23 protein-coding genes and 1 pseudogene are annotated in these 20752 nt (G+C 50.6%); 16 read left to right on the forward strand and 8 right to left on the reverse strand.

The window, feature by feature from the left end; translation table 11 throughout:
* The 5 genes and pseudogenes from HY879_25885 to HY879_25905 all read left to right on the forward strand — a co-directional run.
* Positions 1 to 847, forward strand: an 847-nt coding sequence (locus HY879_25885; protein MBI5606777.1) for a hypothetical protein, incomplete at its 5' end; no start/stop codon positions are given.
* Positions 848 to 933: 86 nt separating this feature from the next.
* Positions 934 to 1353 carry a pyridoxamine 5'-phosphate oxidase family protein gene (locus tag HY879_25890; protein ID MBI5606778.1) on the forward strand — a complete coding sequence of 140 codons (420 nt, stop codon included), beginning with the start codon at positions 934 to 936 and terminating at the stop codon, positions 1351 to 1353.
* A gap of 124 nt (positions 1354 to 1477) precedes the next feature.
* Positions 1478 to 3711: pseudogene (locus tag HY879_25895) on the forward strand (molybdopterin-dependent oxidoreductase).
* On the forward strand, positions 3711 to 4283 hold the full coding sequence (locus tag HY879_25900; GenBank protein MBI5606779.1) for a formylmethanofuran dehydrogenase subunit E family protein: 573 nt from the start codon (positions 3711 to 3713) through the stop codon (positions 4281 to 4283). Before HY879_25895 ends, HY879_25900 begins: the two are co-directional and overlap by 1 nt.
* A 209-nt stretch (positions 4284 to 4492) precedes the next feature.
* Positions 4493 to 5290, forward strand: coding sequence for a DUF1638 domain-containing protein (locus tag HY879_25905; GenBank protein MBI5606780.1), 798 nt, complete (start codon positions 4493 to 4495; stop codon positions 5288 to 5290).
* 39 nt (positions 5291 to 5329) lie between these two features.
* On the opposite strand, the gene HY879_25910 is transcribed toward HY879_25905, so the two are convergent.
* Positions 5330 to 6061 (reverse strand): radical SAM protein, encoded by a 732-nt coding sequence (locus HY879_25910; protein MBI5606781.1) that lies wholly within the window; start codon positions 6059 to 6061, stop codon positions 5330 to 5332.
* Positions 6042 to 6986 (reverse strand): hypothetical protein, encoded by a 945-nt coding sequence (locus HY879_25915; protein MBI5606782.1) that lies wholly within the window; start codon positions 6984 to 6986, stop codon positions 6042 to 6044. The genes HY879_25910 and HY879_25915 overlap by 20 nt, the downstream gene beginning before the upstream one ends.
* A 277-nt stretch (positions 6987 to 7263) precedes the next feature.
* Between HY879_25915 and HY879_25920 the strand changes: the two genes are divergently transcribed.
* The 4 genes from HY879_25920 (at position 7264) to HY879_25935 (ending at position 10157) form a co-directional block, all read left to right on the forward strand.
* Positions 7264 to 7971, forward strand: coding sequence for an enoyl-CoA hydratase/isomerase family protein (locus HY879_25920; protein ID MBI5606783.1), 708 nt, complete (start codon positions 7264 to 7266; stop codon positions 7969 to 7971).
* A 70-nt stretch (positions 7972 to 8041) separates the two neighbouring features.
* Complete coding sequence (locus HY879_25925; protein MBI5606784.1) at positions 8042 to 8464, forward strand: MarR family transcriptional regulator; 423 nt, start codon at positions 8042 to 8044, stop codon at positions 8462 to 8464.
* Positions 8465 to 8566: 102 nt separating this feature from the next.
* Positions 8567 to 9646: a 4Fe-4S binding protein gene (locus HY879_25930; GenBank protein ID MBI5606785.1), complete on the forward strand. Its 1080-nt coding sequence runs from the start codon at positions 8567 to 8569 to the stop codon at positions 9644 to 9646.
* Between the two features lie 97 nt (positions 9647 to 9743).
* Positions 9744 to 10157 (forward strand): HIT family protein, encoded by a 414-nt coding sequence (locus HY879_25935; GenBank protein ID MBI5606786.1) that lies wholly within the window; start codon positions 9744 to 9746, stop codon positions 10155 to 10157.
* A 191-nt stretch (positions 10158 to 10348) separates the two neighbouring features.
* Here the strand turns inward: HY879_25935 and pncA are convergent, their stop codons facing one another.
* Positions 10349 to 10984 carry a bifunctional nicotinamidase/pyrazinamidase gene (gene pncA / locus HY879_25940; GenBank protein ID MBI5606787.1) on the reverse strand — a complete coding sequence of 212 codons (636 nt, stop codon included), beginning with the start codon at positions 10982 to 10984 and terminating at the stop codon, positions 10349 to 10351.
* Positions 10985 to 11169: 185 nt separating this feature from the next.
* Between pncA and HY879_25945 the strand changes: the two genes are divergently transcribed.
* The 4 genes from HY879_25945 (at position 11170) to HY879_25960 (ending at position 15520) form a co-directional block, all read left to right on the forward strand.
* Positions 11170 to 11943, forward strand: coding sequence for an ABC transporter permease (locus HY879_25945; GenBank protein MBI5606788.1), 774 nt, complete (start codon positions 11170 to 11172; stop codon positions 11941 to 11943).
* Between the two features lie 115 nt (positions 11944 to 12058).
* Positions 12059 to 12787, forward strand: a complete 729-nt coding sequence (locus tag HY879_25950) for an ABC transporter ATP-binding protein (GenBank protein MBI5606789.1) — start codon at positions 12059 to 12061, stop codon at positions 12785 to 12787.
* Between the two features lie 29 nt (positions 12788 to 12816).
* Positions 12817 to 13878, forward strand: a complete 1062-nt coding sequence (locus HY879_25955; GenBank protein ID MBI5606790.1) for an MCE family protein — start codon at positions 12817 to 12819, stop codon at positions 13876 to 13878.
* 49 nt (positions 13879 to 13927) lie between these two features.
* Positions 13928 to 15520, forward strand: coding sequence for a hypothetical protein (locus tag HY879_25960; GenBank protein ID MBI5606791.1), 1593 nt, complete (start codon positions 13928 to 13930; stop codon positions 15518 to 15520).
* Here the strand turns inward: HY879_25960 and HY879_25965 are convergent.
* From HY879_25965 to HY879_25985, 5 genes are all read right to left on the reverse strand, one after another.
* On the reverse strand, positions 15459 to 16175 hold the full coding sequence (locus tag HY879_25965; protein ID MBI5606792.1) for an outer membrane lipoprotein carrier protein LolA: 717 nt from the start codon (positions 16173 to 16175) through the stop codon (positions 15459 to 15461). The two genes, HY879_25960 and HY879_25965, sit on opposite strands and share 62 nt — an antisense overlap.
* 92 nt (positions 16176 to 16267) lie before the next feature.
* Positions 16268 to 16675, reverse strand: a complete 408-nt coding sequence (locus HY879_25970) for a HEPN domain-containing protein (protein MBI5606793.1) — start codon at positions 16673 to 16675, stop codon at positions 16268 to 16270.
* Positions 16659 to 16979 (reverse strand): nucleotidyltransferase domain-containing protein, encoded by a 321-nt coding sequence (locus HY879_25975; GenBank protein MBI5606794.1) that lies wholly within the window; start codon positions 16977 to 16979, stop codon positions 16659 to 16661. The genes HY879_25970 and HY879_25975 overlap by 17 nt, the downstream gene beginning before the upstream one ends.
* Before the next feature lie 299 nt (positions 16980 to 17278).
* Positions 17279 to 17431, reverse strand: coding sequence for a hypothetical protein (locus HY879_25980; protein ID MBI5606795.1), 153 nt, complete (start codon positions 17429 to 17431; stop codon positions 17279 to 17281).
* On the reverse strand, positions 17391 to 17642 hold the full coding sequence (locus HY879_25985; GenBank protein ID MBI5606796.1) for a hypothetical protein: 252 nt from the start codon (positions 17640 to 17642) through the stop codon (positions 17391 to 17393). The genes HY879_25980 and HY879_25985 overlap by 41 nt, the downstream gene beginning before the upstream one ends.
* A gap of 221 nt (positions 17643 to 17863) precedes the next feature.
* On the opposite strand from HY879_25985, the gene HY879_25990 reads away from it, so the two are divergent.
* From HY879_25990 to HY879_26000, 3 genes are all read left to right on the forward strand, one after another.
* On the forward strand, positions 17864 to 19021 hold the full coding sequence (locus HY879_25990) for a succinate--CoA ligase subunit beta (GenBank protein MBI5606797.1): 1158 nt from the start codon (positions 17864 to 17866) through the stop codon (positions 19019 to 19021).
* Positions 19018 to 19893, forward strand: a complete 876-nt coding sequence (gene sucD / locus HY879_25995) for a succinate--CoA ligase subunit alpha (protein MBI5606798.1) — start codon at positions 19018 to 19020, stop codon at positions 19891 to 19893. The genes HY879_25990 and sucD overlap by 4 nt, the downstream gene beginning before the upstream one ends.
* A 25-nt stretch (positions 19894 to 19918) precedes the next feature.
* The coding region (locus HY879_26000; GenBank protein MBI5606799.1) for an ABC transporter substrate-binding protein at positions 19919 to 20752 on the forward strand (834 nt) is incomplete at its 3' end.

Raw genomic sequence — 20752 nt, forward strand, 5'->3', positions numbered from 1 at the left:
CTTACACGTCTATTCCCTGGCCCGCAGCGTTATTTCCATTATCAGGGTCAATAACCGCGAGAACATTCAGAGTCCGGCCCGTTATGTAGCCAATGAAGAATATCATCACACGGGTGATAAGATTTCCGGTGTGTCTCGTGAGATTCTTCGGCGCTTAAATGGATTGGGCATCCGAGGGGTCGTCGTCAACAAAAGTTGGCCTATGGACCTGGATCGGTATCCCGGAAAGATCTGGGACGTGAGCCACAAAATTATGGCCGTGGAGGCCGGTCTTGGCCATATGGGATTGAACCGGCTGGTTCTTCATCCGAAATTCGGCAGTGCCATCCAGTTGGATAGTATTCTGATCAATGGGTTGGTGGATCAATACGACCAGCCTCTAACGGAGAATCCCTGCTTCAAATGCAATCTATGCGCCGTCGTCTGCCCTACCGGAGCCATCAGCAAAGGCCAGCCCTTTGACTTTGTAGCCTGCATTACCCATACCTACAGGGACAACATGGCCGGGTTTAATAACTGGGTGGAAGCCATGGTCACCTCACAGGACATGGCCGAATACCGGTCCCATTTCACCGATCGGGAAACGGCTTTCATGTGGCAATCCCTGATGTTCCGCATGAGCTACCGCTGCAGCTATTGCATGGCCGTGTGCCCGGCCGGTGAAGAGGTTAAAGCCGGTTACCTGGCAAACAAGAAGGACCATGTTGAAAGAATTCTGAAACCTCTCAGGGACCGGCCGGAACCGGTCTATGTCATGGCCGACTCCAAAGCGGAAGCCAGGGTCAAAAAAAATCCGCATAAAATAATTCGGGTTGTACCCGGTATGATCCGGACACCGCCCAAATAGGGTCAACCGCAGATTTTTCAAATGTCTAAACCCTTACAAAATTTTTTAAAGGATCAACACTATTTGATCCGGGAAAGGAGAATTTTATGAATGAGAAATTGATGGAATACTTTAATAAGCAGCCCCGTCTGGGCACCCTGAGCACGGCCGCCAAAGACGGCAAGGTCAATGTGGCCTATTTTGGTTCCCCCCTGATGACCGATCCCAAGACCGTATTTATGGGTCTGGGGAATAACCGGACCTTAGCCAATCTTAAGGAAAACCCCTGGGCCGCCTATATGATCATGGAACCGGGGAAGACTCTGCCCGAATGGAAAGGAGTCCGCCTCTATCTGAAAGCCGCTGAAATCGCGACGGAAGGGGAAAAACTGGAAAAGATTCGGACCCTTATCGCTGAAAAAGCCGGTCCCAATGCGGCGAAAATGATCCAGGCGGCTGTGACCTTTGAGGTGCTGGAGATCAGGCCCCTGGCTGACTTCGGGCAGGGTTGGGAAAAATCCATTTAGCGGGAAAATAAGTTCGGAGTTTAGAGTTCGGAGTTCGGAGAAAATATTTTTTTGATCCGTCGGTGCCCCAATGGGCATGAGGGTTTGGTGCGCCGTAAAATTTTTAGGACAATCGGAGGAGCTTATGGGAACGACTCACAAAACAACCTGTGTATTATGTGGTCAGAACTGCGGTCTGGAGGTGGTAGTCGAAAATAATCGCATCGCAAAAGTAAAAGGGGATAAAGAAAATGTCCGTAGCCAGGGATATGTCTGCCGGAAGGGGATGCATGTTGCTTATCATCAACACCATGCCGATCGTCTCAAATACCCCTTAAAGCGGGTGGGGGACCGTTTCGAGCGCATCTCCTGGGACCAGGCCATCGATGAAATATCTGATAAACTCAAGGGGATTATCGATCAGTACGGCCCCCGTTCTTTCGCTTATATGGGCGGCGGCGGTCAGGCCTGCCATTTTGAGGCCGCCTTCGGGGTCCGATTATTAAGGGGGCTCGGCTCTCAGTATCACTACAGCGCCCTGGCCCAGGAATTTTCCGGCATGCTCTGGGTTCATGGGCGTATGTTCGGCCGGCAATACATGCATGGGGCCCCTGATGTAGCTGAAACCGACCTTTTTCTAATCCTAGGCTGGAACGGGATGCAGAGCCACCAGATCCCCCAGGCTCCCCGACACCTGCAAAGGATCGCCAAAGATCCTGCCAAGCTTCTGATTGTGATCGATCCTCGTTTGTCGGAAACAGCTAAAATTGCCGATAAACACTTGCCCATCCGGCCGGGGACGGATGCCCTTCTTCTTCGGGCTATGATCGCCATTATCCTTCAGGAAGGCTGGGAAAATAAGGACTATATCGAGAATCACACCTCCGGGTTTGAGAATATAAAATCGTTGTTTATGAATTTTGATGCCCGGGCGGCCGTCCGGACTTGCAGTCTTGATTTCGATCAGGTCCGGGAAATCAGCCAACTCTTTGCTACCCGTAAATCGTGTTTGCGCTACGATCTGGGTATCTACATGAACCGCCACAGCGCCGCGGCCTCTTACCTGATTGCCATTTTCCAGGCCATCTGCGGGAGGCTTTGTGTTCCCGGAGGGTTTATTTTCCCCGGTCACCTGATGCCCGGAGGCGGTCATTCCGATGAACGGAATCCCAAAACATGGCGAACCGTCACAACCGATATATTCCCGGTCTCGGCTACTTTCCCTCCCAATGTCATGCCGGAGGAAATCCTGTCCGATCATCCGGAGCGTCTGCGGGCGGTTTTGGTCTCGGCCTCCAACCCTTTGCGCTCTTATGCCGATACCACCGCCTATGAAAATGCCTTCAGGCGACTGGATCTGCTGGTCACTTCCGAATTGGCCATGACGGAAACGGCGGTCTTGTCGCATTATGTGTTGCCTGCCCGATCCGGTTTGAATCGTGGGACGGCACTTTTTTCGCTCTGACCTATCCCGGCATCTTCTTTCAGATGCGGCGGCCCATCATCGAGCCTGAAGGTGAGCCACTGGAAGCCGGGGAGATCCAACTCCGCTTAGCCGATCGATTGGGTCTGATCCCCCCTATCCCGGCGAGCCTTTACGAGGCGGCGCAAAAAAGCAGGCAGGCCTTTGGTGCGGCGCTGATGGCCTATGCCCAGAAAGAACCGGCGGCCTTGAAGGTCCTGCCCTTTATTGTCGGCAAGACGCTGGGGAAGGTTTTAGGATCCGTTCACCTGGCGGCCCTCTGGGGTATCCTGCAAATGACTCCCAAGTCCTTTCATGAAAAGGCTGCCCGGGCGGGATTTACCCCGGGACTCGGGCTTGGAGAAGAGATTTTTCAAAAAATCCTTGACCATCCGGAAGGCCTCTGGGTCGGACAGGTGGATCCGAATAATAACTTTGAAGAGCTTCATACCGAAGACGGAAAAATCAATCTGCTTATCCCCGAGCTTTTGGATACGGTCCGGGGGATCGAAGCTCCCCGGGAAGAAATAGCCCTGAAACCCGATCTGACCTATCCTTTGATCCTCATGGCCGGGCGCCATACCTCCATGAATGCCAACACCCTCATGCGCAACCCGGCCTGGAATGAAGGCAAACGGCCCTGTACCCTGGCCATGCACCCCGATGATGCGGAATCACTTAAGCTCAAGGACGGCCAGCAGGTCCGGGTGACTACCGAGGCCGGCTCGGAAGCCATTGAACTGGAAGTCACCGATACGGCCCGTAGGGGGCACGTGGCCATTCCCCATGGGTTCGGCATGGTCTACGACGGCAAGGTCTATGGGGCCAATGTGAACCGCCTGACCAAAAACACCAACCGGGATTTTCTGGGCACGCCCCTGCACCGCTATGTTCCCTGCCGGGTGGAGGCCGTTTAATGAACATCCGGGATTATATGTATGAAGAATTTGTGGACCGGGTGAAGGCCTTTCACGGCTATGAAGCGCCGGGGGTCATCATCGGGGGCTTTATGGTCGACCTCGCTTACCGCCACCTGCCGGTAGGAGGGCTTTTGGACGCCCTCTGTGAGACGCCGAAATGCCTGCCTGACGCCATTCAATTGTTAACCCCCTGTACGGCGGGCAATGGCTGGCTTATCGTGGTCAATGTCGGGCGGTTTGCTCTGACTCTTTATGATAAAGAGAGCGGAGAAGGGGTAAGGGTGTTTGTAGATACGGACAAGCTCGACCCTTGGCCGGAATTGAAGGCCTGGTTCTTTAAGTTGAAAACAAAGAAGGAGCAGGATAGGGATGTGCTGGCAGCGCAAATCAAGGAAGCAGGTTATGAAATCTGTGGGGTGCAGAAGGTGAAGGTGACCGGCAGATTTATCCAACGTCGCCCGCGTGGTAGCCTCGGGGTTTGTCCTAAATGTAAGGAAGGATATCCGCTAAATGACGGACCACTGTGTTTAGCTTGTTCCGGCAAGGAAGTTCTTTATTTGTCTCTTTAGTTCGGAAATAGGTTCGAGATCGATCATCGACCTACCAGCAGAGCTGTTGAAAGGCAGTGACATATCCAGCCTCCGGTATGTAATGGCTTGGAGCCCCCCTGCATAACCGGACGGTGGGGAAAATGCAGGTTTTTTTCCGAAAAGCTCTTTCCGACCGTTGGAGAAGCATCTGTAACAAATAGGAAGATCGCCAGAGGAGGAAGAATTGTATGTCACTTTTGGGAATTATCATGTGCCAGTCTCTTGAGCTTGAGTTCGCAAATATTTTGGCGAAGGACCCGGATGTGTCCACAGTGTATGTATTGACAGACAAACACTCAATTGGTTTTTCGGAGGCAGTGGAGGCAAGTCGGAGGGGGCTGACCAAACCGAAGGATTACATTGGGAAGGTCTTCCCTCCGGAGGAGGAATTCAACGTCGTTGTCCAATGTATGAGGGTGGGACTTCATTCCGTAATTGCCCATTTGCGGGAGGGAGTGAAGGAAGCTGCAATGGGAATGAGGCCTTTCGTGGATGCCATTTTCCTGGGCTATGGATTGTGTGGAAATGCCCTTGGAAATCCAAGAGAGCTTTTGGCAAACCTTCACGTTCCTTTATTTATCCCGATGGACGAAGATCATCCTGTTGACGACTGCGTGGGTCTGCTGATTGGTGGACGCGAGAACTATTATGAAGAGCAATGCAAGTGCGCAGGCACGATGTTTTGGACTCCTGGGTTCGCAAGACACTGGAAAGAGATCTTCAGGGAAGGCGAAAGCAGGGGGTACGAACCCGACATACTGAAACGTCTCCTGAGAAATTATGAACGGGTTCTGCTTATTCCCTCTCCGGTCATGGAAAAAGAGGAACTGATGAAGAGCGCAGAGGAATTCGCTGAGAGGTTTGGACTCAGAATTGAAACGGGCTCAGGGAGTTTAGAAATCCTCCAAAGAACATGGTTGCAAGTGAAAGAGTATTTTCGGTCAGTCAGTGATCGCCAGGGCATAAATCCGGGGACAGCATACTAATTTTTCAACACGCGACACGGGAGATGATAAATTGGGTTACTATCGATGAATTTTGGGTGAAATCGGTTGGGGTGCGGCCCGGAATTCGCAATTTGCAAAACAGCACGGCTCCCGGGTGCCATCAATCCGCACACGGAGAAACCCCACACCGCAAGTGGTTGTCAGGCCAAATCGGCGGCGGATGTTGTCATCAGCGGCGATGGTCACGCCCAGTTTCCTCCCCAGTATGTTCAGCATAGTGAAGACATCGGATAGTTCGGTAGAGGAAGGCATGAATTCGGATCGGGCGCCCTTGTAGCCAAGGAGAAGAAGGCATTTGGCGCCACGAAGCATTGCGGTTGCTGCTTGACGAATCGTCACATTCATACCACCCCGCAACAACAGGAAGTTGACAATAGCTCTGGGATGAGAGACTAACCGCAACCATTCTCCCTTTCCCGCTGAGACACCGAAACTCTCCAAATATCCCTGGTCGGCCAATTCCAGAACCAAGTGAGGATTGAATCCATTGGTAGTAAGTCCAGCGCGAAGCCCTTGCTGACGAACCGCTCCGAGCATCTCAGGCAGCAACGGATGAAGTGTCGGCTCACCGCCTCCTAAGGCCACGGCTTCGATTCCGTCGGCCTTAAGCTCGTCGAGCAGGTTACAAAATAGCGCCTCCGGCATGAAAAGTCCGGACTTCGGTTGATCGCAGTAAGGACAGTGATTATTGCACTGTTCTGTGATTTCTATCGAAGCCAGGCGAAGCCGGTCATTCCTCATCTCCGGCATCCCCTATCCCCCAAGGAGGCTTGCACAGATCCCTGTAAACTAACCGCAAGGCCTCTTGACCATCCTCCGTATACACATTCTTCGCTTCCTTAATAAGAGACCTCAGCCGATCTTTCAGAAAGGGACGGGCACTGCCCATTCCTCGAATGTCAGTCCACAGGACATCGATCAGAGCGACCCGCTGATAAAGGTGCTCAAGCCGCTCCTCCGCAGCCGAAAACCATTTTCCCACTTCTTTCCCAAGACGAACCGCCAGGGCCGCCCAACGAGTGTAGTTGCCTGGTTCTACCTGGGATAGGGTCAGCCGTGCCAATTCGTATTCCATCACGGCTTCGGCCCGGGTGTCCACCTCCTGCAACGCCTTTTCCATCTGTTGCACCGTGTCGTGAATCCAGGAATGCCCCACGGACGGATACCGGGCCTGCCTGCGAAGTATTGGCGTGACGTGTTCCTCGATGAGTTGGAGACGATGGGTTTCCATAGGCGGCGGCAAGTCAAGCGGACGACGAAGGATGGAACCATCCTCCAGCCAAGTGTAACGGATGGCATCCGCGAGATCTCTGGTATATTGTTCCCGGGTCTCCGGCGCCGGGCCATCTTGAGGCAGCAAAAGGGTATTCCGCATCCCGAACTGCCCAACCCCTTGTTTCTCTGCCTGGCTCAATAGTTGTTTGACTTTCTCCTCGTCTACGGGATCACGGTTGCCAAAAGAAAGCGGGCTACCGCCGTCATTGGGAACTTCGAGACGAAAACCCCGCCACGCATCCTCAAACTCAGTCCCCAGTTCACGAGCCAGATCGTTCAGGCGACTTTGAAGGAATTTAGCACGTTCAAAGTCAACGTGTCGCAATACATTCTCAAACTCCTCCGCCAGCGTCACAACCAGCCCCGGATCGCTGCATTCAACGAGCAGTTGACGCATCATACACCTCCCACTCTATTCTGGAATTACCCTAAAATCCCGAGGAAAGGCGGTTTTTAAGGCGAACGGTTATTGTCCTTCCTGTAATTCTGCTGCAAGGGTATCCGGTCCCAGATCCTGGCCCTCTGGCCAGCTTATTCCGGTGAAAAAAGCCGGACTTGGTTAAAATAGGCCTCAGATGGTGTTGTCAGGGGGCACAGGTCAGCAAGAAAACATTGACATTCCCTTTTTTATATTGTAACCGGTGGGTTACATTTTTTCAAGAAAGAAAGGATGACTGATGGACCATTTTGAGTATACCCTGGAGGACCATGTAGCTGTATTGACCATGAAAAGCGGAGAGAACCTGTTTACCTTTGAATTCCTTGATGCTTTTTACGACATTTTGGATGAAATCGAAAACCGGACCAAGGCCAGTGTTTTGGTGGTTACCAGTGCCGATAAAAAGATCTGGTCCAATGGGATCAATCTGCAATGGCTGATGTCGGCCGTGGCCGAAGACCCGGAAACGGCTTTCCAATTTCCTATGCGCATCATGAAGGTTTTGCGGCGGCTGTTGACCTATCCCATGATCACCATTGCCGCCATCAACGGTCACGCCTTTGCCGGCGGGGCGATCATGGCCTGTGCCTTTGATTTCCGGTTCATGCGCACGGAGCGGGGTTATTTCTGCTTTCCGGAAGTGGATATCAATATCCCCTTTATGCCGGGCATGGATGCTATTATTAAAAAGGCCCTGCCCGGACCTATGGCCCTGGAGGCCCAGTTCACCGGCAAACGGTATACGGCTTCCGAGCTGGAGGCCAACCAGGTCGTGGTCAATGCCTGCCCGGTGGAGGAACTGATGAACCAGGTACTTGTTTTTGCTAAAGCCATGAACAAGGAAAGGTCCACTTTGAAGATCATGAAGGAAGTAGGCTTCAAGTCCATTTTGCAGGTCATGGAAGCCGAAGACAGGGCTTACCTTGAAAGCAAAAAGACTTTTTAAAAACTCCTTGACAGTTTTTATTATATTGTATACAAGATAGTTGTAAACGAAATAAATGGCGGAATGGTAGATGAAAACCGATAATTGTATTTTTTTTCAATTAGCTAAAGCCAGTCAAACCGGCATAAAATTTATGACCCAGAAGGTATCCGGGCTCAATATCACCCCGGTCCAGGCCATGGTCCTGGGGTTCCTGGCCGAGGAAGATCAGATCATAGCCGGTGAACTCGGGAAAAAAGTTGAATTGGACAGCGCCACCTTGACCGGTATTCTGGACCGTCTGGAAGCCGCGGGGTTAATCGAACGCAAAGGAAACCCCGACGACCGGCGTTCCATAAAGATCCATTTAACCAAACAGGGAAAAGAAACAGGATTTGAGGCCAGGAAACTGATCGAAGAAGCCAACAAAGAATTTTTGGCGGCCTTTACGGAAAATGAAAAGAAGGACCTGCGCAGTCTGATCGGCAAGCTCCGGGAGCAATTTATGAAGTAATTTTTTTATGCAAATACCTTGCTTGCAATCTTATTGCTTGCAATCTATCTAAGGAATAATTTTGATGAAATTCAAAATGAAAAACGCTAGGAGGTAAAAAAGATGGCTGAACAAGTATATCATGAACTATGCGAGGTACTGGCCAAAAGACGGGGAAGATATCCGGGTAAGGATATCCCTGAATTTTACAATCTGGTTGAAGAACTTTTTACCCCTGATGAGGCGGGTGTCTACAATGCCATCCCCAAGGGTTTTCATCCGGCTGAAGCCATCGCCAAAGAAATGGGAAAAGAGGCGACTGAGATAAGCCCCATTCTGGAAGGGATGGCTTATAAAGGACTTTGCACCGCCGGTTCCATGGGGGGGGTTACCTTTTATAGTGCGCCGACGTTCGTACCGGGAATCTTTGAATTCCAATTCATGAGAGGGACCCACACGGAAAAGGATAAAAGACTCGCCAAATTGATCCATGCCTTCAAGGCGGCCGTGGATGCCGAACAAGGCCCTCTGAAGTTTACTTATCCGACCACCCGCGTCATTCCCGTAGACCGGAAAATTCAGGCCGAGAATACCATCCATACCTATCAGGAGGTAGCTTCCTATATTGAAAAATATCAACCGCTGGCTGTGTCCACCTGTTTTTGCCGTCATGAGGCCAAACTGATCGATGAAAAGGACGATTGCGGGAAACCCGATGAGGTCTGTATGCAATTCGGCATGGGTGCCCAGTTTATCATCGACCGGAAGATGGGCCGTCAGATCTCCAAAGAAGAGGCCCGGGAGATCCTCAATAAAACGGAAGAGGCCGGCCTGGTTCACGCAACCATCAATCGTCAGGAAATCGAGTTTCTGTGCAACTGTTGCAGTTGCCATTGCATGATGCTGAAGACTGCCCTGGCCCAGCCGAAACCCGGATTGGCGATGAATTCCGGGTTCAAACCCCAACATAACAGCGACCTGTGCACTTCCTGCGGGACCTGTATAGACCGGTGCCCCACCGAAGCCCTGACCATGGGGGACGAAGACAAGCCGGAGTTAAATTTAGACCGGTGCATCGGATGCGGTGTTTGCGCCACCGGCTGCGACTTTGAAGCCATTTCCCTGGTTGCGAGGGACGATATCCTGCCGCCACCTGTGGATCAAAAGGCCTTGCAGGAGGCCATCAAGGCCAGTCGGGTTTGACAATCTCGTAAAAAGTTGAAAATTTTCTTCAAGTGGGGTATCAAAAGCATAAGCTACAGGAACCAAATCAGGAGATTCACAGGGAAGAACGAAGAATATGATTGAGGATTGTATCTTTTGCAGGATTGTTGCCGGTCAGATACCCTCCGTGAAGTTGTTTGAGGATGACCGGACTTTGGCCTTTATGGACATCAACCCCAGCTCGGACGGACACTGTTTGATCATCCCGAAAAACCATTCTGCCACTTTTTTTGATATCCCGGAGGGCGACCTGGCGGCGGTCATGCATACCGCCAGGAAAGTGGCACTGGCGATTAAAAAATCCCTGACACCGGACGGTATGAGGGTTTATCAGCTCAATGGCCGGACAGCCGGGCAGATCGTCGATCACTTTCATGTCCACCTGGTCCCTATCCGGGAAAACGTGCCCCTGGTGCGTCACGGCCTTCGGGCCGGGGATATGGAAAAGATAAAAGCCCTTGGGGCCAGGATTGCGGACGAATTGGTTTAGTACGAAAATAAAGCTCTGAGATCAGGGACCAGGGGTCGGGGTTCAGTTGAAGAGAAAGTTGCAATGTAAAAACCTTGCACCTTGTCCATCGCCTAAAGCCCATAGCTCCTCGCCTCTAAAAAATTTTCATGGTTCGTGGTGCCCCCCGGGGCATGAGGGCTTAGTTCGAATACCGATCTATGCCGTTAGCATCAGGTCTGCAGGGCGACGAAAGTATCCAGATCTTCCAAGATAATTGCGCCCTTCGCCTTAATTTCTTTTAAGGCCTGGGTCGATGTTTCAAGATCCACCCCCCGACAAAGGGATTTAATCACCACCATCTTATACCCTCTGGCCAATCCATCCAAAGCGGTCCAGCGGACGCAGTAGTCGGTGGCGATGCCGAAAATAATGACCTTTTTGACCCTCTGGTTTTTTAAAATACCATCCAATTCGGTTTCATGGTTCCCGTCGTCTTGAAAACAGGAGTAACTGTCATAACGGGGATCCAGTCCTTTCTGGATAATGGCCTTAAACAGGCCGGGATCCATTAAAAGGTCCGCCCCCGGGGTTCCTTGAACACAGTGGGGCGGCCAAAGGATCTGCTCTTTCCCTTGAAGGGTAATCTTGTCATAAATTTTTTTCCCGGGATGATTGGTGTGGAAGGAAATATGGTCGGCGGGGTGCCAGTCCTGAGAGGCCCAGAGTGGGATCCCCAATCCTTTTATTTGATCGATCGCTTTCGAAATCTTATGTAGATAATCCAGATTGGTCCCCGGAACGGCTAGAGCCCCACTCATTAATTGGGTAAAATCCCCTTGGATATCGACCACGATGGCTCCGGTCATTATTTTCTCCTCGCTTGCATTTTTCAAGATTATTCTTTAAGATATATTATAGCAGATGGGCCGGGGAAGTGCCAGTATTTAGGTCCCGATGGATTGCCGGCTTCTCAGGTTTTTTCTTGACTTATCCTTTTGAGCCGATTAAGAGGTAACGATTTGATATCCTTTTTCTTAAATGTCAGGGCGTCATGATTAACCGAATATTTTTTGCTATTGGGAACCATGTCCTTTCCTTCCTGTTTGAATTAGGTGGGATACTGCTTATGTTCCTCCGGAGTATGGCCTGGACCTTTATCCCTCCGTTCCGCATCAGGAATTTAATCAAACAAATGGAATTTGTCGGGGTAAAATCCCTTTTTATCGTGGTTCTTACCGGTGTTTTTTCGGGAATGGTCCTGGCCCTTCAAAGTTATCATGGTTTTAGGAAGTTCGGCGGGGAAAGCCTTATGGGAGGGATCGTGGCCTTATCCCTGGCCCGGGAAATGGGACCGGTGATGACGGCCCTGATGGTCAATGCCCGGGCCGGTTCGGCCGTGGCCGCGGAATTAGGGACCATGCGGGTTACCGAGCAGATTGATGCCCTGGAGATTATGGCCATTAATTCCATTCAATATTTGGTGGTCCCCCGAATCTGGGCCGGGATCCTGATGGTGCCGATCCTGACTGCCATTAATATCTTTGTGGGGATCATTGGCGGCTATTTTGTCGGGGTAGTTCTTTTAAAAATCAATTCCGGCGTCTTTATTAATAAGATGATCAATATGATGGAGTTAGACGACCTGGTTCAGGGAATGGTCAAATCGGTTGTTTTTGGACTGATCCTGACCCTGGTTGGTTGCTACAAGGGGTACCATACCTCCGGGGGGGCTGAAGGGGTTGGAAGGGCCACCACCGAAGCAGTGGTCATTGCCTCGGTTTCCATATTAATCGGCACTTATGTTATAACCTCTTTGTTGTTTTAAGAAACAGGCAATGGGCAATAGGCGAGAGGCAATAGGAAAATCAATAATCCGCAACCCATTGCCCATTGCCCATAGCCTATAGCCTATAGCCTATAGCCTTTTTTGGTATTTAAAGATGATCCGTTTAGTCAATCTCAATAAATCCTTTAGAAGCCAGCACGTTCTACAGGACCTGAACCTGACCATCCCCTCCGGACAGACGACCGTGATTATCGGCTTGAGCGGGGGCGGGAAGAGCGTCCTGCTTAAACATATTATGGGTCTGATCCGGCCGGACAGCGGCGAGATCTGGATTGACGATGAAGAGTTAAACCGCTTACGGGAGAGGGACCTTTACCGGGTTCGAAAGCGGTTCGGAATGCTTTTCCAGGAAGGGGCCCTCTTTGATTCCATGTCCGTCGGGGATAATGTGGCTTTTCCTTTGCGGGAACACCGGAAAATGACCCATTCAGAGATTACCCGGGTGGTGGCTGAAAAGTTGGCCCTGGTAGGGCTATCGGGTATTGAAGAAAAAATGCCTTCGGAATTGAGCGGCGGCATGCGTAAGCGGGTGGCCCTGGCCCGGGCCATTGCCCTGGATCCGGACATCCTGCTTTTTGATGAACCCACCACGGGGTTGGATCCGATTATGACCTCCTCGATTGACCGTTTAATTATAGATACCCAACAGCGATTCCAGATGACCTGCGTAGTCATCAGCCATGATATCCAGAGTGTCTTCCGAATCGCCCACAACATTGCCATGCTCTATGAAGGAAAGATCATTGAGGTAGGGACTCCGGAGATTTTTCGCCAATCATCCAACCCCGTTGTCCAGGATTTTTTGTCCCCTCTTTGCCGATAAAGGGGGGCTCGAGAATTGAAGGAGGTAAAATGGATAAAAAAGGTATAAGCATTGAAGTCAAGGTCGGGATTTTTGTCTTTATCGGTTTGATCGTTCTTGGCTATATGACCCTGAAATTGGAAAAATTTAAGCTCAAAGCAGCACAAGGTTATGAGATCGAGGCCCTTTTCGATTCCTCTTCGGGTTTGGTGGTAAACAGTCCGATCCAGATCGCCGGGATTGAAGTGGGCCGGGTAAAAGATATTCAACTGGTCGGCAACCAGGCCAAGGTCACTATGACCCTCCTCAAAGGGATCCGGATCTATTCCGACGCCAGGGCGGTCCTCAGGACCCAGGGTGTTTTGGGAGATAAGTATATTGAGATTTATCCGGGCAGCGAAAAGGTCCCTCCGCTTTTAGCCGGTGGGGTGATCAGGGAGACCCGTTCGACCATTGAGTTGGATCACCTTCTGGCCAAGGCCATCCCGGCCATGGATGATATTCGGTCCGTGACCAAAACCCTGAGCGAAGTAATTGGGACCGACGAGGGGAAAAACAACCTCAAAGAGACCTTTTTTAATATCAAAAAGACCACCGAGGATATTCGGAGCATGACCGTGGGACTTTCCCGGGGCGAAGGGACCATGGGAAAATTGATTCGCGACGATGCCCTTTATCAGGATATGCGGACCACCATGACCGGTTTAAAGGATACGGTGAATCATATACAGGAAGGGCGTGGGAGCATAGGAAAATTCATCAAAGATGAAGAGTTTTATGATCAAACAAAAAGGACCATGTCCAGTTTGGAAAAGGTGGCTAACAAAATCGACTCCGGGGAAGGGACTTTGGGGAAATTGGTAAATGACGACACGCTATACAAAGAGGCCAAGGATACCATGGCCAACCTGAATAAGACGGCGGTCAACCTGAATCAGACGACTCAAAAAATCAATCAGGGGGAAGGGACCTTGGGGAAATTGGTTAATGACGACTCTTTGTATAAAGAAGCCAAATACACCATGAGAAGCGTCACCAAGGCTACGGAAGGACTTTCGGAACAGGTCCCGGTGAGTATTCTGGGAACGATTATCGGGACGATCATTAAGTGAGAAAGGGAGGGGGCAAGGATTCGAGGGATCAAGGGGTCGAGGGATCAAAATGGTGATGATCGGAGTTAAGCCCGTCCGTCGAGGGGGATTCGATGGTAAACCCCACATAATGGATTCCGAACTCCGAACTCCGAACTCCGAACTAAAAGCCTCTTCCCTCTGGCTCAGCCCCTTGCCTTTTTTCCCACTTCTCTTTTTTTTATTCCTGCTCTCCGTTTCCGGCTGTGCCCATCTTTCCCCTGATCTTCAGCCGGAAAACGTCTCTCCTTTCTTCCATATTCAGACTGATCGGGAAAAACAGGGCCGTCGTTTGGACGGGGCCGGTCCATTTTATTCCCAGGCGGAAAGCCCCGAGGAAAAGGAATGGACCTTCCGCCCTTTTTTTTCTTATCGGGAAAATCTGAAAGAACAGACTGAAGAACTGGAATATCTGTATCCTTTGGGACGCTACCGAAAGACTCCCGAGGGAACACTAAAACGCTTCATTCCCCTTTACTCTTCCTTCACCCCAGCCCAGGAAAATGAGGAAAAGGACAAGAATAATGTAGATTTCTTCCCGGTTTTTTGGGGAAAAGATAAAGAAGGAAAATCTTATGGCGGGGTCTTTCCCTTCGGAGGCGAATTCCGCGGTCGGTTCGCCCGGGATGAGATCCAGTTTGTCCTCTGGCCCCTCTACACCAGGGTCCGGGAAGGGGAAACCCAAACTTATAATGTCCTCTGGCCCATTTTTTCCTATACAGAAGGCGGAGAGCGTTCCGGATTCCGAATTTGGCCGTTATATGGGCAGGAAAAACAAGAAGGAATGGGGGCCTATCAAAAGACCTTTTTTTTGTGGCCCATCGGCCAGTATCAACAACGCTATTTAGACACCGATCATCCTAAAACCTATTTTTATCTGTTCCCCCTCTATCTGTCCGAACAGAGTCCCAACGAGCATAAAACCATTATCCTGTGGCCTTTTTTTAATTTTTACTCCGAGGACCATTTCAACTATCATCAGGTGGATTTCCCCTGGCCCATCATTCAGTTTGCCCGGGGGGAAAATACGGAGGCTTTTAAATTCTGGCCCCTCCTCACCTATCGCAAGGTTGAACAGAGGCAAAAGATGTCTTTGTTCTGGCCTATCTTTATTCAGGAAAAGGAGGAAGACGAAGAAAGGGACGAGGTCCTGAATCGATTTATATACATCAGTAAGTTCCATCAAGTCTATTTTAAAAAGGAAAACCGCTGGGAAAGGTTGACCAAGTTTTGGCCTTTCTTCCATTATGCCGAGGATGGCCGGGGGATGGAGCATTTTTATTTTCCGGACCTGATGCCGGCCGACTGGGAAGGCCTGGAGAGAAATTACGGCATGCTTTTCCGGGTTTATGAATACTACCAGGACGGAAAAGGCAAAGAGATTTCGAAATTTCTATGGGGACTGTATTACCATCAGAAACAAAAAGACCTCAACCGGATCGAGGTCAGTTTACTTTTCACCTATGTGAGAGAAAAAGAGACCTTATATGTTTCTTTTTTAAAAGGCCTGCTCGGTTATTACCGGGACGGCCCCAAAAAGCAGCTTAAGATTTTTTATCTTCCTATTTCTTGGGAGGAAGCACCGGTGACTGGGAAACCACCTGAGTCCCCTTCGGGGGGATAAACTCAAAAAAGGACCCGGTTAAAGACACCCCGGTCTGCATGCGGCTGAAACGAAAACGGGTTCCGTCGCCCATCAAATTATCGAATGAAAATTCCATAGGGAGGAAAGTCGTTTTGGAAACCCGAACCTGAATCTGTTGCAAGTCCGGCTGGGGTGTTTTGGGTTTCAAGATCAGTTGGTAAAAAGGGGCCTCCTCGGGTAGATTCTTGTCCAGACGCACCGAAAAATCCTTATCCAATTTGCCCAAACCGGACAGAAAATCGATGATCGGTTTGATTTGTAAATAATAATCCTTTAACCGGTAAACGTTAACTACCTTTTCCTCCGGCAGATACCACCAGACCTTGTCGCCATTGCAAATCAATTGTTCCGGCCGGGGTTTTTTCTGGTCCATCCGCAGTTTATTGGGGGACCGGAAAGAAAGCACCCCTTCGGCCTGGAAAGAAGAAGAGGGCAGCTTGGAGGCGATCTTAGGCACCAATTCCCGGATATAATCGGCCTGAAAGGTTTTCGAGGAGGAAAAGCGGTCCCTTAATTTAGAGAGGACGGTATCCAACTCTCCTGCCTCTTCGGCCATAACCGTCCCGATTCCGGTCAGACTTAAAAAACAAATTAACAGAGCGACTATATTATTGATAAGAGTTTTCTTTTTCATGGCGAGAGTATAGAATAAGCAAAAGACATGGTCAAGAAGAAAAAAAGTGGAAAACAGGCGCGGAAGACCAGAGGAACCTGCATCGCATGATATTACCTGTAACCAAGCCTGGAGGAAATTTCATCCGCGATCGATTCGGCTGCGGCTATTGCTTCCTCCGCCTGCTTCCTGGTCATAGCGGGATAATGGGAAGGGTATTTAAGGGGGATGTAATAACGGTTCAGCAGCCTGCAGTGGTGTTCGATGCCGGTAAGGTCTGCATGTTCCTCGGATAACTGCATGCAATCAAGAAGCAAAGTCACCAGATCGTGGGTCCTCGCCGGTCTACCGCCGTGTGCGGCGATAAAGGCTTTCAGGTATTTCTCTGCTGAATCGTGGCACAGAATGCACATCTGCGAGTAGAACTCATCGAACTCGCCGAAGCTTGCTCTGGCATAATTGAGGTCGTTCTCTGCTTTGGCGATCCATTCCCGGCTAATGGCTCTAAATTCGTCTTTCATAGAGCACTTTTCCCTTTTCCATGATCTCCTTAATGAAGAAATCGTTCATCGCCAGCCGCTCCCGTATTTCGCCGGGGGTATATACCAACACGTCCGCTGGCACATAGTGCCGGATAAAGCGGTCGATCTCCTCGCTTCGCTCCCACGGGTCCTTGTCGGTTTCTTTTATTACCAGAAGGTCGACGTCGCTCCCCTCCCCTGCGTTTCCCTCCGCAAGAGAGCCGAAGAGGATGATCTTCTCTGGATGATAGTTGCTTTCTAAACTTCGAACGATAATTTCCAGTTCACTTTCCAGGGAGTACATGGGGCCTCCGTTCGGAATCCGCTCCGTTCGCTTAACCACTCACACTATGGCATTTGATGATCATTGATAAGAAGTTTCTTTTTCATAAAGAGAGTATAAAATAGGCAAAAGACAGGGTCAAGAAGAAAAAAAAGTGGAAAACAGGGGGGAAAAGACTTTTTGAAAATGATTTCAGATCGGGATCGATTCCATAATCGAGGGGATGATCTTCGAAAATCTCAAAATCCGAATCAGGGGCATCCTCATAGAAAGAAAGTTGGGAATCCGAGTGGTCTATTATGGAATACCTTACATCATTTTTATTTCACCACAATGTCCTTAATAAAAAATTTTTTCCCTGAGATGATTTCGATTTGGTTCGAACGGCAATTGGGATAGATATACTCACCATCGACGATAAAAAATATCTTTTTACAGTGAGTGCACCGGCAAGCCAGGGGGTCTATCTCCAACTCCAGGGTCGCCCCTTCCAGGGGTATCTTGGCTGAGGACTTCGAAGTAATCGCATAGTCTCTGAGGATTCACGGTTACGGCTTCCCCCACCACCAAGCGAATCGTCTTCAGCTTGGTCGCTTTATGGACGGCCATTTCCTCCTGGACAATGTTTAAATACTCCGGGAAATCCCCATCTCCATTGGATGGAACATCGGCCCTGATTCCCATAGCTTTTGAGCATCTCCGTAAAAGTTGACGGCCACGCAAGAACTCGCCATTCCCGGGCAGGGGGAAATCCAGACCGTATATAACAATGGCCCGGGGCGGAAACCACAAAAAGTTATCTTTCCCACCATCATTTTTTTCTTGACACGCCATCTCAGAAAAGATATGAAAAAGATAAATGCGGAACTTGATTTCTTAATGCGGAATTTATTGGAATTCAAAGTATGAAGCTCTATGAGTATGAAGCCAAAAAAATATTCGAAGGGGCTGGGATCTCCATACCCCGAGGGGCACTGGCCGCTTCCCCCGAACAGGTCCGTAGCCTGGCCGAGCAATTAAAAGGGCCCATAGTGCTGAAACCGCAAACCCTTTCCAAACAGAGAGGGAAAGCCGGATTGATCGGCTTTGCCGATACCCCGCAGGAGGCGGAAGCCTTGGGCCGATCACTTTTCGGCCGAACCCATGAGGGGGAACTGATTGACACGATTTTAGTCGAGGAAAAGGTCTTGCTGAAGGGAGAGCTTTATCTTGGTATGGCCGTAGACTACCCCAGGGAGCAACCGGTTATTCTACTTAGCCCCAGTGGCGGAATTGAAATTGAGACCCTGTCCCAGGAAAAACCCGGTTTAATAAAAAAATGGCCCATAAATATTTCGCAGGGACTTACCGATTCGGAGGCCTTGACCCTGGCCCAATTTATTTATGACCGGCAACCGGAGGCGGCCCAGGGAGGGGGACCATTCGAGCTTAAGCAGCTCCTGCTGTGTTTTTATGAGGTCTTCCGGAAATATGATTGTGAACTGGCCGAGATCAATCCTCTGGGGATTCGGGAAGATGGCTCTTTCATTGCCCTGGATGGTGCACTAGTCATCGATGATGAAGCCCAGTTCAGGCACCCTGAACTGCTGCGGCCCCGGGCTCAATCAGAGGAAAGTTTTAAGCAGGAGCAGGCCTATAAGGCCAAAGGCTGGACCTACATTCAAATGGGGGGGGAAATCGGGATCCTGTCCAGCGGGGCCGGTATCACCATGGCCATTTTGGATCTCATCCATCTAAAGGGTGGGAAGGCGGCCAATTTTCTGGATACCGCCCAGATGAACCGCCAGGGGATCTATGAGGCCTTCCAGATCTTTCACAACAGTACCGGCATCAGATGCCTTCTTATAAACATATTTGCCGGGTTGAACCGCTGTGACGAATTGGCCGATGGCATCAAAGATTATCTAATGGCCTATCAACCGCCCTTTCCCATCGTGGTTCGGATGGTCGGCAACCGTGAGAAAGAAGGAAGAGAAATTCTGGAAAGAATTGGGATCACCCCAATTGCCGGGCTGGAGGAATCGATCGATCAGGTGATCGCCCTAGTAAGGGGGCCCCGATGAGCATATTGGCCTATGGGGATACAAACGTATTGATTCAGGGGATCACCGGGGGTCAGGCCAGGCAGCACACCAAGGACATGCTGGAGTATGGGACCCGGATTGTGGCCGGAGTGCGGCCGGGTTCAGGTGGTGATCAGGTGTACGGTGTGCCAGTCTTTAATTCGATTGAAGATGCCTGTCATGAGCACCGGATCGATGCCTCGGTTTTGTTTATTCCGGCCAAAGCCGTTAAGGAGTCCGCCCTGGAGGCTATGAATAACGGCATTCGCCTGTTGGTGATCGTGACAGAGCACGTTCCTCTTCATGATGCCATGGGCCTGTTGGAGGAAGCCAGAAAGCGGGGTGTTACCATTATCGGGCCCAACACACCGGGTCTGATCTCCCCCCCGGAGCGGACCAAACTGGGCTTCGTGCCGACACTATATTTCCGGCCCGGTTTTGTGGGCGTAGCCTCGAGAAGCGGGACATTGACTTATGAGCTGGTCTCGCGCCTCACAGCCGCAGGTCTGGGACAGAGTACCGTAATCGGGGTGGGAGGAGACCGCATCGTGGGGTTGCGGTTCAGCAGCGTCCTTAAGCTTTTTGAAGAAGATCCGAATACAAAGGCCATGCTGCTGGTCGGGGAGATCGGGGGCACCATGGAAGAAGAAGCTGCCGAGTTAATTGCCCGCGGAGAAATTCGAAAACCGGTATTCGTCTACATAGCCGGATCTACCGCCCCTGAAGGGCAAAGGATCGGACACGCCGGGGCCATCATTGCCGGGGCCGGGAGCTCGGTGCACAGTAAGGTGGCCGTCCTTCGGCAGGCCGGGGTCCAGGTGGGCACCACCATTGCCGGGGTGATTGAAATGATGAAAGAGAATTTAAGATAATGATCAAAAAGAAAGGAAAACTTTTATGCCCAGTCTTTTTAGCAGTTCCTTTATTTTGGCGATCACCTTCTTTTTTGTCTTCAACCTTTCGAGCACCTTTGTCCAGGGGGCCGATACCGTAAAAATCGGGGTTATCCTGCCGTTAACCGGTACCAATGCGGTGCTCGGGCAGGAAGAAAAACGCGGTGTCGATATGGCCATCGAGAAGATTAATGCCGCCGGCGGCTGCCTCGGAAAAAAGGTGGAGTTGATCATTGAAGACAGCAAGGCCGACCCGACGGTCATCGTCTCTGCAGCCGAGAAACTCATCAACCGCGATAAGGTGGTGGCCCTTAACGGAGGCTACACCAGCGTGGAAACTTTGGCCTTTCTGGCGGCCATGAAGAAGTACGAACCCGTAGCCGTCTGGCAGGGCGGCGGGGCCGTTAAGATAGATAAAATGTATGGGAAGGAGCGCTGGTTCTTCATGCTGCACCCCCGTTCCCCGGATTACCAGTATACCCTGGCCGCCTACCTGAGTACCATCCAACCGAAGCCGAAAACCATCGCTATCGCTTACGAGGATACCTCCTACGGGGTCGACCACTCCAAAGTAGCCAAAGAAGCCTTGACCAGGGCCGGGTTTGAACTGGTGGCCTTCGAGCCTTTTAAATCCGGATCGCTGGATTATGCCCCTCTGGTAACCAAGATCAAAGGCACCAACCCGGATATTTTCTACTTTATCGGGTATGCCGGCGATGCCATTCTGATCACCAAGCAGGCCAAAGAGTTGGGGTTTTCGCCCAAGATGCTGCTGGATACGGTCGGGGTAGGTTTCCCCGAATATTATGATTCTTTGAAGAAGGATGCGGAATACGTC

Source organism: Deltaproteobacteria bacterium (genome assembly GCA_016219225.1).
Classification (GTDB): domain Bacteria; phylum Desulfobacterota; class RBG-13-43-22; order RBG-13-43-22; family RBG-13-43-22; genus RBG-13-43-22.